Below are 12,289 nucleotides of genomic sequence, written 5' to 3' on the forward strand. Positions count from 1 at the left end.
GTTGGCCCGGCGGTCACGGTCTCAGGTCGTGGCCGGGAGGTCGGCAGGTCTTCGTTTTCGTCGCGTCCGGGACGGCGGGTGGGGGGACGGGGCGCGCAGGCAGTGCGCGTACGTCAGCCCGCACATCGCGCCACTCCGCCCTGCCCGCTGCCGAGGGCGCCGCTGCCGACGCGGCCGCCCTCCTTCGCGAACGTGGAGTAGAAGTCCCTCGACGTCATGTCAGAAGTCCCAACCGTCGTCGTCCGTACCGTCCTTGACCGGCTCCGGCGCCGCGAACGACTCGCCGACCATGCCGGCGGTGAGCGTGGTGCCGTCCGCCGGGTCGATCAGGATGAACGAGCCCGTGCGCCGCGAGTCGGCGTACGAGTCCACCGGCAGCGGCTCCGCGGTGCGGATCTTCACGCGGCCGATGTCGTTGGCGACGAGCTGTCCCGGGTGCGGGTGCAGGGACAGGTCGTCGAGCGTGAGGCGGGACGGGATGTCCTTCACGATCGCCTTCACCGTGCGGGTGCCGTGCTTGAGGAGCACCCGGTGGCCCACGGTCAGCGGCTGGTCGGCGACATGGCAGACGGTCGCCTCGATGTCCTGCGTGGTCGCCGGGGCGTCCTTGCTGGGCACGATGAGGTCGCCGCGCGAGATGTCGATGTCGTCCTCCAGCAGGAGGGTCACCGACTGCGTGGTCCAGGCGGCCCTGACCGGCTTGCCGAGCAGGTCGATGGCGGAGATCCTCGTGGCCCGCCCGGACGGCAGCACCGTCACCGCCTCGCCGACGCGGAACGTTCCGGCCGCGATCTGGCCCGCGTACCCCCGGTAGTCCGGCAGCTCGGCGCTCTGCGGCCGGATCACGTACTGCACGGGCAGCCGCGCGTGGCAGTGGCTCAGGTCGTGCGCGACCGGCACCGACTCCAGGTGCTCAAGGAAGGTCGGCCCGCCGTACCAGTCCATGTTCGCGGACGGGTCCACCACGTTGTCCCCGGCCAGCGCCGAGATCGGGATCGCGGTGATCTCCGGGACGCCCAGCTCGCTCGCGTACGCCGTGAACTCCTCGGCGATCGCGGCGAACACGGACTCCTTGTACTCGACGAGGTCCATCTTGTTGACCGCGAGCACCACGTGCGGCACCCGCAGCAGCGCGGCGATCGCCGCGTGCCGCCGGGTCTGCTCGACGACACCGTTGCGGGCGTCGACGAGGATCACCGTCAGCTCGGCCGTGGAGGCACCCGTCACCATGTTGCGGGTGTACTGCACGTGACCGGGCGTGTCGGCGAGGATGAACCGCCTGCGCGGGGTGGCGAAGTAGCGGTACGCCACGTCGATGGTGATGCCCTGTTCGCGCTCGGCGCGCAGTCCGTCGGTGAGCAGCGCGAGGTCCGGGGCGTCCTGGCCGCGGTCGGCCGACACCCGCTGCACGGCTTCGAGTTGGTCGGTCAGTACCGACTTGGAGTCGTGCAACAGCCGTCCTACGAGCGTGGACTTGCCGTCGTCGACGGAGCCCGCCGTGGCGAACCGCAGCAGCGTGGTGGCCGAGAGTTCCTCGGTCGTGATGGTGCTCATGGTTAGAAGTACCCCTCGCGCTTGCGGTCTTCCATCGCGGCCTCGGACAGCTTGTCGTCGGCACGCGTCGCGCCCCGCTCGGTCAGCCGGGAGGCGGCGATCTCGGTGATGACCTGCTCCAGCGTCACCGCGTCGGAGTCCACGGCACCGGTGCACGACATGTCACCGACGGTCCGGTACCGCACGAGCCGCTTCTCGACGGTCTCGCCCGTCTTCGGCCCGCCCCACTCACCGGCGGTCAGCCACATGCCGCCGCGCGCGAACACCTCGCGCTCGTGCGCGAAGTAGATCTGCGGGAGGTCGATGCCCTCGCGGTCGATGTACTGCCAGACGTCCAGCTCGGTCCAGTTGGACAGCGGGAACACCCGGACGTGCTCACCGGCCGCGTGCCGCCCGTTGTAGAGATTCCACAGCTCGGGCCGCTGCCGACGCGGGTCCCACTGCGAGAACTCGTCCCGCAGCGAGAACACCCGCTCCTTGGCGCGGGCCTTCTCCTCGTCCCTGCGACCGCCACCGAACACGGCGTCAAAGCGCTCGGACTGGATCTTCTCGGTGAGCGGCACGGTCTGGAGCGGATTACGGGTCCCGTCGGGACGTTCGCGCAGCACACCGCGGTCGATGTAGTCCTGTACGGAGGCCACATGGAGCCGCAGTCCATGTGCGGCGACCACACGGTCCCGGTACTCAAGGACTTCGGGGAAGTTGTGTCCAGTGTCCACATGCAGCAGCGAGAAGGGCACCGGCGCGGGCGCGAACGCCTTCAGGGCGAGGTGCAGCATGACGATGGAGTCCTTGCCGCCGGAGAAGAGGATCACCGGCCGCTCGAACTCACCCGCCACCTCACGGAAGATGTGCACCGCCTCGGACTCAAGCGCGTCCAGGTGCGAGAGGGCGTACGGCGTGTCCGTGCCGTCCTCGGCCTTGGCGACGGTCGCGGTCATGCCAGTCCCCTCTCGGTGAGCAGCGCGTGAAGTGCCGCCGCCGACTCCTGCACGGTCTGGTGCTGCGACTCGATCCGCAGATCCGGCGACTCGGGCTCCTCGTACGGGTCGTCGACCCCGGTGAGCCCGGTCAGCTCACCGGCGGCCTGCTTGGCGTAGAGACCCTTCACATCGCGTACGGAGCACACATCGACCGGGGTCGCCACATGCACCTCGATGTAGGCGGCGCCGCTCTCCTGGTGCCGCTTGCGGACGGCCTCGCGGCTGTCGGCGTACGGCGCGATGACCGGGACGAGCGCCTTGACGCCGTTGCGGGCGAGCAGTTCGGCGAGGAAGCCGATGCGCTGCACGTTGGTGTGCCGGTCCTCGCGGCTGAAGCCGAGGCCCGCCGAGATGAACTCGCGGATCTCGTCGCCGTCGAGCACCTCGACGAGGTGGCCCTCCTCGCGCAGCCTGCCTGCCAGCTCGTACGCGATGGTGGTCTTGCCGGCACTCGGCAGACCCGTGAGCCAGACGGTGGCTCCGGTCGTCACGTGCAACTCCTTCTCGGTGATGGTCATTCGTGCAGCCCGCACTCGGTCTTCCCGCGTCCCGCCCAGCGGCCGGCGCGCGCGTCCTCGCCCGCGAGGACCCGGCGGGTGCAGGGGGCGCAACCGACGGACGCGTAGCCGTCCATCAGCAACGGGTTGGTGAGGACGCCGTGTTCGGCGACGTAGGCGTCCACGTCGTCCTGGGTCCAGCGGGCGATGGGGGAGACCTTGACCTTCTGGCGCTTCTCGTCCCAGCCGACGACCGGGGTGTTCGCCCGGGTCGGGGACTCGTCGCGACGCAGCCCGGTCGCCCAGGCCGCGTACTTGGTCAGCCCCTGCTCCAGCGGCTGGACCTTGCGGAGCTTGCAGCACAAGTCCGGGTCCCGGTCGTGCAGTCGGGGGCCGTACTCGGCGTCCTGCTCGGCGACGGACTGGCGCGGGGTGAGCGTGATGACGTTGACGTCCATCACGGCCTCGACCGCGTCACGGGTGCCGATGGTCTCCGGGAAGTGGTAGCCGGTGTCGAGGAACACCACGTCGACGCCGGGCATCGCGCGGGAGGCGAGGTGGGCCACCACCGCGTCCTCCATCGAGGAGGTCACACAGAACTGCTTGCCGAAGGTCTTCACCGCCCACTGGAGGATCTCCAGGGCGGAGGCGTCCTCCAGGTCGCGGCCCGCCTGTTCGGCGAGGGCTTTCAAGTCGTCGGTGGGGCGCGCTTTCTGAGTCGTCGTCATATCTTGTCTCCCCCTGCGTCGGTCTGCTGGAGACCCCGGGCGAGGAGCCCGAGGAACTTCAACTGAAAGGCCCGATTGCATGCCGCGCATTCCCACGCGCCATGGCCCTGCTCGCTGGGACGCAGGTCCTCGTCGCCGCAGTAGGGGCAGTAGAAGGGAGCGGCCCGCTCGCTCATGAGAGGGCCTCCTCGGAGGCGCGGGTGGCCCAGGCGGCGAAGCGCTCGCCGTCCTCGCGCTCCTGCTGGAACCGGGTGAGGACCCGCTCGACGTAGTCGGGCAGTTCCTCCGAAGTGACCTTCAGGCCACGGACCTTGCGGCCGAAGCCGGCCTCCAGACCGAGGGCGCCGCCGAGGTGCACCTGGAAGCCCTCGACCTGCTCGCCCTGGTCGTTGAGGACCAACTGGCCCTTGAGACCGATGTCCGCGACCTGGATACGGGCGCAGGCGTTCGGGCAGCCGTTGATGTTGATGGTGATCGGCTCGTCGAACTCCGGGATGCGGCGCTCCAGTTCGTCGATGAGCGTGATGCCGCGCTGCTTGGTCTCGACGATCGCGAGCTTGCAGTACTCGATGCCGGTGCAGGCCATCGTGCCGCGCCGGAAGGGGGACGGCTTGGCGGTGAGGCCGAGGGCTTCGAGGCCCTCCACCAGCGAGTCGATCTGGTCTTCCGCCACATCGAGCACGATCATCTTCTGCTCGACGGTCGTGCGCAGCCGGCCCGAGCCGTGCGCCGTGGCCAGTTCGGCGATCTTCGTGAGCGTGGTGCCGTCGACGCGGCCGACGCGCGGCGCGAAACCGACGTAGAACAGGCCGTCCTGCTGGCGGTGGACGCCGACGTGGTCGCGCCAGCGCTGGACCGGCTGCGCGGGGGCGGGGCCGTCGACGAGCTTGCGCTTGAGGTACTCGTCCTCCAGGACCTGGCGGAACTTCTCCTGGCCCCAGTCGGCGACGAGGAACTTCAGGCGGGCGCGGGTGCGCAGCCGCCGGTAGCCGTAGTCGCGGAAGATGCCGATCACGCCGGCCCACACGTCCGGGACCTCGTCCAGCGGGACCCAGGCGCCGAGCCGGACGCCGATCTTCGGGTTGGTGGACAGGCCGCCGCCGACCCACAGGTCGAAGCCGGGGCCGTGCTCGGGGTGCTCGACGCCGACGAACGCGATGTCGTTGATCTCGTGGGCGACGTCCAGGAGCGGGGATCCTGAGATCGCCGTCTTGAACTTGCGCGGCAGGTTGGAGAATTCCTTGGTGCCGATGTAGAGGCGGTGGATCTCGTCGATGGCCGAGGAGCCGTCGATGATCTCGTCCTCGGCGATGCCGGCGACGGGCGAGCCGAGGATGGTGCGGGGCGTGTCGCCGCAGGCCTCGGTGGTGGAGAGACCGACCGCCTCCAGGCGGTTCCAGATCTCGGGCACGTCCTCGATGCGGATCCAGTGGTACTGCACGTTCTGCCGGTCCGTGAGGTCGGCCGTGCCGCGCGCGAACTCCTGCGAGATCTCGCCGATCACCCGCAGTTGGTCCGTGGTCAGCCGGCCGCCGTCGATGCGGACGCGCAGCATGAAGTACTTGTCGTCCAGCTCCTCCGGCTCCAGGATCGCGGTCTTGCCGCCGTCGATCCCGGGCTTGCGCTGGGTGTACAGCCCCCACCAGCGCATACGGCCGCGCAGGTCGTTCGGGTCGATCGAGTCGAACCCGCGCTTGGAGTAGATCGTCTCAATGCGTGTCCGCACATTGAGACCGTCGTCGTCCTTCTTGAACTGCTCGTTGCCGTTGAGGGGGGTGAAGTGTCCGGCTGCCCACTGACCCTCACCGCGGTGACGGCTCACCTTGCGGCGGGGCGCTGCGGCTGCAGGGTTCTCGGGGGTGGCGGCCATGGTTCTACGTCCTCCGGGACAGGCGGGTGATCGGCTCTGACCTGCGCGTACGGGCGCATGCGGGCATACGCGCGCGTCTTTGCGCAGTATGAGGCAGATACGGGGAAAACCGGCGGTGCTGCGGCTCGACTAGCCCGCCGGACAGATGGCGCTGGACATGCGGCCGAGGTCGACGTGTCGCCGACTCACCAAGGCAATTCCAGTTCCGGACATGACGGAAGCGTGTCACGGCGTTCTGGACACAGTCCAGCTTCGTCCGTCATGCGGACACCCTGGTCCCGCTATGTGAGACAAGGGTGTCATCGGTCACAAGCTGCGCACGCCGTCTTGTCGGCGCAGGTCACACGCGATAGGCGCCCGGCCAGGGGCCCGGTGTGGGCGCCTGGGTCATCTCCTCGACCTGGGTGTCGAAGAGCTTGAAGCCCCGGCGCTGGTAGTTGTCCATCGCGTGCACGCCGTCCAGGCTGCAGGTATGCAGCCAGACCCGCTTGGTGGGTGGCAGCCCCGGCCAGCGGTCGGCGAGGTCCCAGGCGCGGGCGGCGCCGTACGCGAGGAGGTGGCCGCCGAGGCGGCGGCCGCGGAAGGCGGGGATCAGGCCGAAGTAGACGATCTCGACGACGCCGTCGTCCTGCGGCTCCAGTTCCACGTACCCGGCGGGCGTGCCCCGGTCGTACACGACCCAGGTCTCCACGCCCGGCCGGTCCAGGTGCTCCTGCCACTGCGCGAACGTCCAGCCGAGCCGGTCGATCCAGAGGATGTCCCCGCCGACGGACGCGTACAGATAGCGGCTGAACTCGGGGGAGGGCACCTCGGAGCGGGCGATCCGCACGTCCCCCTCCGGCGCGACGGCCGGGAGGAGGTCGCTCGGGTCGGTCTGCTCCAGGGACCAGGTGGTCACGGGGATGTTCGTCATGCCCGTCAGGGAATCATCCGGCCGGCGGATCTGTCGATCAGTGGATCAACCGAGGGAGCTGTCGATCGAGTTCAGCGGCAGTGCGAACAGCATCCGTCCCGACACCGACCAGACCTCGCCCGTCTCCTGCCAGTAGGAGAGGGAGCCGGTCTGCGCGCTCCAGCACTGGTGCGTCTCGTCGGCCCCGCACTCGGTGGCCTTCGCGTCCTTCGCGTCCTGCCGCCACAGCGAGCCGTGCCCGCTCTGCTCCCCGGCCGCGCCGCCCAGGTACCAGGAGGTGCCGTTCGCGAGTACGCCACCGACGCCGGTGACCTTCGTCGCGTACGCCTCCTCGGGCACCGCGCGCCCCGCCGAGTCCGTGGCGAGCAGCCCCGTCCGCGCGGGATCGCGGCTGAACGGATAGCGCCACAGCCGCTTCGCCCCGCTCGCGACCAGACTGTCCGGGACCGTGCTGCGGTCCAGGGAGAGGCCCACGGGCCGTACGGCGGACTTGTCGGCGCTCAGCCGGTACGACCCGACCGCGGGCAGGACGTACCGGTACCCGGCCGCCGACCAGCCCTCGCGCACCCGGCCGACCGCGGAGGCCGTCACCGTGGTGCGCTGGATGCGGTTCATGTCGTAGACGTACAGCGCGTCGCGGGTCCCGCCCGTGGTGGTGACCAGGAGCTTGTCCTGGTACCAGACCATGCCGGAGATCGTGGAGACGAGCCCGCGGTAGTCGCGTCCGCCGTCCGTCGGTACGGCGAGGAGGGCCCAGGTGTAGGTGAGACGCGCGGGGTCGGCCGCGTTCACGAAGGCGACCCGGGCGAGGCCGCCGGCGTTCGCGCTCCAGCCGGAGAGGATCACGCGGTTCGAGCCCCACCAGCCGTCCTCGTCGGCGTCGCCGGAGGTGGTCACCGAGCGGGGCGTCCAGGCCGGGTCGGCCGCGTCGCCGCTGTCCCAGCAGTACGCGCGGGTGGCCGCCGGTTCGACGGGCAGTGCCGACTTCTCGTCGGTCGTGCAGTCCGAGGCGTCGCGCAGGGTGTGGTCGGCGCTCTTCAGGACGGCGTCGACGCCCACCGGACGCCCCATCGCCGAGGCGAGCCGGTCCAGCGACCGCTGCGGCTCCAACGTCTCCCGCAGCTCCAACTGCCCCAGATCGGAAGCCGAGGTGAGCGACTTCAGCCCCCCGGGATCGGAACCGACGGTCGCCTGCGAGGCGCTGATCATCGTCGCGGCCGCGGTGAGGCCGAGCGCGGCCCCGGTCAGCACGGCGCGCAGCGCCCTGCCCCGCTTGCGCCGGCGGTGTCGCCCACGTGCACTCATAGTGTCCTCCCGAGGCGAGCCAACTGCGCCTGGTGATCCGTGCGTTGACCAGGGAGCAGGTGGGGTGGCCCGTAGAGGGATGCTACGGCAGTCCAAGCCGCCCCATGGGTAAGACCCTGCAAATATGCGGAAGATGCTGCCGGACGTGTCTTTTGCGCCACCTGTCCGCTACGCCGCCCCGACCCGCTCCGCCGCCTCCGCTACGGCACTTGGACCGACGCCCGGCCCCTGGCCACCCCCGGTGCCGCCGAGTGCGGCAGCAGCTCGCGCGGGTCCTTCGGCAGCACCACCTCGACCTCGGCGTCCTCGCGGAAGCGGTAGGGCCGGTGCTCCAGGAGCGCCCCGAGATAGCGCCGTACCCGCGACATCTCGGCCCGCACCGTCACCGTGCGGCCGGGGTCGCCGAACATGTCCTCGGCCAGGGCCGCGGCGCTGCGGCCGGCCGGGTGCAGGGCCAGGAGGTAGAGCAACTCGGCGTGCCGCGGGCTCAGTTCATGGGTCCAGGAGCCCGCGCCGCCGTAGACCGTCACCGACCAGCGGCGCGGCAGCGCGAGGTCGAGGACGATCCGGGGGGCGGCGCCGGGCACCGGATCGTCGGCGACGCGGATCAACCAGCCCCCGGCCAGCGGCTCCAGCGAGCACAGCCCGAGCGAGGGCACCCAACGGCGGCCCCCGGAGGGCGACTTGGGCAGCGCGATCCGCTTCACGTACGGCATTCCGGTGACCGCGGCGGTCCAGCCGTCCCGGTCCACCACCAGGGCCCGGCCGCCCAGCCTGGGCAGGATCGGCGCCGCCACCGCGCGCAGCCGCTCCAGCGAGGTCAGATGCAGTTCGCGCAGCCGGGCCTCGGCGAGTTTGGCCACCGAGTCGACCCAGGCGAGGGTGGCCGGATGCATGGTCTCCAGCGGACCGCTGACATCGACGACCCCGATCAGTCGGCCGTTCCTGGGGTCGATGATCGGGGCGCCCGCGCAGGTGAACGCGGCCAGCGCGCGCGAGAGATGCTCGCCGGCGAAGACCTGCACGGGCCGCCGTACGACCGCCGGGGTGCCCAGGCCGTTGGTGCCGATGACGTCCTCGCGCCAGTCGGTGCCGACCTCGATGCCGACCTCGTCGGCCTTGCGCAGCACGGCGGCGCTGCCCTCCCGCCACAGCGCGCGGCCCTCGTCGTCGGCGACCAGCACGATGTGGTGGGCGGCGTCCGCGACCGACACCAGGCCCTCCCGCAGCACCGGCAGGACGTGCCGCAACGGGCTTGTGCCGCGCCGCCGTTCGACCTCCTCACGGGACAGCACTCCGGTCCGCAGATCGTGGTCGGGGTGGGTCCCGCCGCGTAACGCGCGCTCCCAGGACTCCTCGATGACCGGGCGCGGAGCGATGCGGGCGCGCTGTCCGAAGACCGTGGCGTGCCGGGCGTCGCTCAACATCCGGGCCGTCCGCGCCGCGTCGACGGTGGTGCGCTGCGGCAGTCCGGCCGGCGGGTTCGCCATGGGTCCTTCTCTCCGGTCCCGTATCGACTGTTGGTCTCATAGTGCCGCTCCGCGGTGACGGAGGGAGACAGTCCGACCACAGTGACGGTCAAGTTGCAACCCTCTGCAACCCTGGTGAACAGCCCTGCGGTGTCTGAAACTTGTCCCACGCAGCGAGGGTGGTGCCGTGTCGGCGCAGCACCACCCTCGCGATGTGCCGCTACGGCTCAGGTCTCCGGCCGCGCCCGCTCCACGATCGAGGCCAGGTCGAGACTCGGCGGCAGGGTCCCGAAGGTGGTGCCCCAGTCGCCGCCCAGCCGGGACGCGCAGAACGCGTCGGCGACCTCGGGCGGCGCGTGCTGGACGAGCAACGCCCCTTGCAGCACCAGCGCCATCCGCTCGACCACGCGCCGGGCGCGGCCCTCGATGCCGTCCAGGTCGGCGAACTCGGTGAGCAGGTTCTTCATCGCCCCGTCGAGCCGGTGATCGGCGCCGCGCACCCGGCCGACCTCGACCAGGAAGGCGTTCAGCGCCCGCGGTTCGCGCCGCAACGCCCGCAGTGCGTCGAGGGCCTGTACGTTCCCCGCGCCCTCCCAGATCGAGTTGAGCGGCGACTCCCGCACCAGGCGCGGCAGTCCGGACTCCTCGACGTAGCCGTTGCCGCCCAGGCACTCCGCCGCCTCGACCGCGACCGGCGAACAGCGCTTGGTCACCCAGTACTTGGCGGCCGGCACCGCCAACCGCAGGAACGCCAGCTCCTGTTCGCCACCGTCGTCGTAGGCCGCCGCGAGTCTGAGTCCGAGCGCGGTCGCCGCCTCCGACTCCAGGGCGAGATCCGCCAGGACGTTGCGCATCAGCGGCTTGTCGAACAGCCTGCCGCCGAACGCCTCGCGGTGGATGGTGTGATGGACGGCCTGCGCGACGGCCTGCCGCATCAGACCGGCCGAGCCGAGCACACAGTCGAGCCGGGTCGCCGCGACCATCCCGATGATGGTCCGCACCCCGTCCCCCTCGTCCCCGACCCGGCGCGCCCAGGTCCCGTCGAACTCGACCTCGGCGGAGGCGTTCGACCGGTTGCCCAGCTTGTCCTTGAGCCGCTGGAGGAGGAACACGTTGCGGGTGCCGTCCTCCAGCACCCGGGGCACCAGGAAGCAGGTGAGCCCGCCCGGTGCCTGCGCCAGTACCAGGAAACCGTCCGACATGGGCGCCGAGCAGAACCACTTGTGGCCGGTCAGCTCGTACGTCCCCTCCTCGGCGAGCGGGTGCGCCGCCGTCGTGTTCGCGCGGACGTCGCTGCCGCCCTGCTTCTCCGTCATGCCCATCCCGAAGACCACCCCGGCCTTGAGGTGGGCGGGCCGCAGCCCACGGTCGTAGACCATGGACGTCAGCCGTGGCTCCCACTCGGCGGCCAGCGCGGGATCGGCGCGCAGGGCTGGCACCGCCGCGTGGGTCATCGACAGCGGGCAGATGTTGCCCGCCTCGACCTGGGTCCAGACCAGCAGTCCGGCCGCCCGGCGGACATGTCCGGCCGGGCGGTTCCAGGCGGCGGTCAGCCCGGCGGCGACGCCCTTGCCGAGCAGCCGGTGCCAGGCCGGATGGAACTCCACCTCGTCGATCCGGTGGCCGTAGCGGTCGTGGGTGCGCAGGCCCGGGGGGTTGGCGTCGGCCTGCGCACCCCACTCCTGGACCTGGGCCGAGCCGGCTGCGCGGCCCAGGGCGGAGAGATCGTCCCGGACCTCGTCCAGCAGTCCGGGTGCGGTGTGGCGCTCGACCGCCTCCGTCAGGACGCGGTCGGTGCTGAAGACGTCGTGGCCGACCAGTGGGGGAGGCTGGTTGGTCACGGTGTGGGTGGTGCGTGCCATGGCTGGAACCTACCCGGGGAGACGGCGGTGGTCGGGATCTCCACCCTGCGGTGGCGCGGATCTCCACTCTGCGGTGGTCTTGATCCCCACCCTGACACAGCCGCCGTCGCGGACGTCACGCCGAGCGGGACATGGCCGCAAGCATCGCGGTCTCGGGCATCTCCTCCTCAAGCCAGCCGTTGCGGTACACCGTGTCCAGATAGCGTTCGCCCAGGTCAGGAGCGATCGCCACCGCCGTCGTGCCGTGCCGCCCATGGCGCGCGAGCCACTGCTCGGCCCCGCTGACGACCGTGCCGGTGGACCCGCCGAACAGGAAGCCCCGCGCGGCCAGCCGACGGCAGGTCTGCACGGTGTCCGCCTCCTCGACATGGATCACGTCGTCGATGTACGACATGTCGAGGAAGGGCGACCCCACGCTGGTGCCGAGCCCCGGGATCATCCGGGGCCGCGCCTCCCCGCCGAAGGTGACCGAGCCGACGGCGTCCACGGCCACGATCCGCACCCGGCGCCGCCCCTGCCAGAACCAGCGCGCGCAGCCCATCAGCGTCCCGGTGGTGCCGGCGCCGACGAACAGCACGTCCAGTTGCGGGAACCGGCGCGCGATGGCGGGTGCCGTGGTGCGGTAGTGCGCCCGCCAATTCCCTTGGTTGGTGTACTGGTTGAGCCACACGTACCGCTCGTCCGAGGCGCACAGCGCCCGCACGTACGCGATCCGGGCGCCCAGGAAACCGCCGTGCGGGTCCGGCTGGTCGATGACGTGGACCGTGCTGCCCAGCGCCTCCATCAGCCGCACCGTCGGCACGTTGCAGCGTCTGTCGGTGATGCAGAGAAACCCGTAACCGCGGCTCGCCGCGAGCACGCTCAGCGCCACCCCCAGGTTGCCCGACGACGACTCGACCAGCACCGAGCCGGGCCGCAGGATGCCGGCCCGCTCGGCGGCGTTCACCATCTCGGTGGCCGCCTTCAGCTTGACCGAGCCGGCGAAGTTGAAGCCCTCGCATTTCAGATAGAGCGGCAGTTCCAGTGCGGCCCGCAGGTCGACGTAGAGGTCGTCCTCGTTGAACTCCGCGGGATCGGAAATTACAGCCATGTTCTCCCCCTAGTGGTG

At 70.8% G+C, this 12,289-nt stretch carries 12 protein-coding genes; all 12 read right to left on the bottom strand.

What is annotated here, in order from left to right:
• Nucleotides 1-219: 219 nt before the first annotated feature.
• A complete protein-coding gene (locus tag OG223_RS40595; protein WP_329260072.1) occupies nucleotides 220-1,554 on the bottom strand; it encodes a sulfate adenylyltransferase subunit 1 in 1,335 nt (444 codons plus the stop codon).
• 2 nt (nucleotides 1,555-1,556) lie between these two features.
• On the bottom strand, nucleotides 1,557-2,495 hold the full coding sequence (cysD, locus tag OG223_RS40600; protein ID WP_329260075.1) for a sulfate adenylyltransferase subunit CysD: 939 nt from the start codon (nucleotides 2,493-2,495) through the stop codon (nucleotides 1,557-1,559).
• The gene (gene cysC / locus OG223_RS40605; RefSeq protein WP_329260078.1) at nucleotides 2,492-3,055 is read right to left on the bottom strand and encodes an adenylyl-sulfate kinase; all 564 of its coding nucleotides are present in this window, start codon (nucleotides 3,053-3,055) and stop codon (nucleotides 2,492-2,494) included. Before cysC ends, cysD begins: the two co-directional genes overlap by 4 nt.
• Complete coding sequence (locus OG223_RS40610) at nucleotides 3,052-3,762, bottom strand: phosphoadenylyl-sulfate reductase (RefSeq protein ID WP_329260080.1); 711 nt, start codon at nucleotides 3,760-3,762, stop codon at nucleotides 3,052-3,054. The genes cysC and OG223_RS40610 overlap by 4 nt, the downstream gene beginning before the upstream one ends.
• Entirely contained in the window at nucleotides 3,759-3,938 is a 180-nt protein-coding gene (locus tag OG223_RS40615; RefSeq protein WP_329260082.1) for a hypothetical protein, read from the bottom strand. Before OG223_RS40615 ends, OG223_RS40610 begins: the two co-directional genes overlap by 4 nt.
• Nucleotides 3,935-5,632, bottom strand: coding sequence for a nitrite/sulfite reductase (locus OG223_RS40620; protein ID WP_329260085.1), 1,698 nt, complete (start codon nucleotides 5,630-5,632; stop codon nucleotides 3,935-3,937). The genes OG223_RS40615 and OG223_RS40620 overlap by 4 nt, the downstream gene beginning before the upstream one ends.
• A gap of 129 nt (nucleotides 5,633-5,761) precedes the next feature.
• Complete coding sequence (locus OG223_RS40625; protein WP_309500612.1) at nucleotides 5,762-5,845, bottom strand: putative leader peptide; 84 nt, start codon at nucleotides 5,843-5,845, stop codon at nucleotides 5,762-5,764.
• Between the two features lie 127 nt (nucleotides 5,846-5,972).
• Entirely contained in the window at nucleotides 5,973-6,545 is a 573-nt protein-coding gene (locus OG223_RS40630; RefSeq protein ID WP_329260088.1) for a GNAT family N-acetyltransferase, read from the bottom strand.
• Nucleotides 6,546-6,590: 45 nt separating this feature from the next.
• Nucleotides 6,591-7,850 (bottom strand): hypothetical protein, encoded by a 1,260-nt coding sequence (locus tag OG223_RS40635; RefSeq protein WP_329260091.1) that lies wholly within the window; start codon nucleotides 7,848-7,850, stop codon nucleotides 6,591-6,593.
• A gap of 200 nt (nucleotides 7,851-8,050) precedes the next feature.
• Nucleotides 8,051-9,340, bottom strand: coding sequence for a helix-turn-helix domain-containing protein (locus OG223_RS40640; protein WP_329260094.1), 1,290 nt, complete (start codon nucleotides 9,338-9,340; stop codon nucleotides 8,051-8,053).
• Nucleotides 9,341-9,546: 206 nt separating this feature from the next.
• Nucleotides 9,547-11,181, bottom strand: coding sequence for an acyl-CoA dehydrogenase family protein (locus tag OG223_RS40645; protein ID WP_329260097.1), 1,635 nt, complete (start codon nucleotides 11,179-11,181; stop codon nucleotides 9,547-9,549).
• 115 nt (nucleotides 11,182-11,296) lie between these two features.
• Nucleotides 11,297-12,271 carry a 2,3-diaminopropionate biosynthesis protein SbnA gene (gene sbnA, locus OG223_RS40650; protein ID WP_329260100.1) on the bottom strand — a complete coding sequence of 325 codons (975 nt, stop codon included), beginning with the start codon at nucleotides 12,269-12,271 and terminating at the stop codon, nucleotides 11,297-11,299.
• Between the last annotated feature and the right edge of the window lie 18 nt (nucleotides 12,272-12,289).

The sequence above is a fragment of the Streptomyces sp. NBC_01478 genome, assembly GCF_036227225.1.
Taxonomy (GTDB): Bacteria; Actinomycetota; Actinomycetes; order Streptomycetales; family Streptomycetaceae; genus Streptomyces.

Bases quoted from the DNA above. Each gene is read 5' to 3' on its own strand.
- OG223_RS40595 (WP_329260072.1), bottom strand. From the start codon at position 1,554: ATGAGCACCATCACGACCGAGGAACTCTCGGCCACCACGCTGCTGCGG.
- cysD (WP_329260075.1), bottom strand. From the start codon at position 2,495: ATGACCGCGACCGTCGCCAAGGCCGAGGACGGCACGGACACGCCGTAC.
- cysC (WP_329260078.1), bottom strand. From the start codon at position 3,055: ATGACCATCACCGAGAAGGAGTTGCACGTGACGACCGGAGCCACCGTC.
- OG223_RS40610 (WP_329260080.1), bottom strand. From the start codon at position 3,762: ATGACGACGACTCAGAAAGCGCGCCCCACCGACGACTTGAAAGCCCTC.
- OG223_RS40615 (WP_329260082.1), bottom strand. From the start codon at position 3,938: ATGAGCGAGCGGGCCGCTCCCTTCTACTGCCCCTACTGCGGCGACGAG.
- OG223_RS40620 (WP_329260085.1), bottom strand. From the start codon at position 5,632: ATGGCCGCCACCCCCGAGAACCCTGCAGCCGCAGCGCCCCGCCGCAAG.
- OG223_RS40625 (WP_309500612.1), bottom strand. From the start codon at position 5,845: ATGTCCGGAACTGGAATTGCCTTGGTGAGTCGGCGACACGTCGACCTC.
- OG223_RS40630 (WP_329260088.1), bottom strand. From the start codon at position 6,545: ATGACGAACATCCCCGTGACCACCTGGTCCCTGGAGCAGACCGACCCG.
- OG223_RS40635 (WP_329260091.1), bottom strand. From the start codon at position 7,850: ATGAGTGCACGTGGGCGACACCGCCGGCGCAAGCGGGGCAGGGCGCTG.
- OG223_RS40640 (WP_329260094.1), bottom strand. From the start codon at position 9,340: ATGGCGAACCCGCCGGCCGGACTGCCGCAGCGCACCACCGTCGACGCG.
- OG223_RS40645 (WP_329260097.1), bottom strand. From the start codon at position 11,181: ATGGCACGCACCACCCACACCGTGACCAACCAGCCTCCCCCACTGGTC.
- sbnA (WP_329260100.1), bottom strand. From the start codon at position 12,271: ATGGCTGTAATTTCCGATCCCGCGGAGTTCAACGAGGACGACCTCTAC.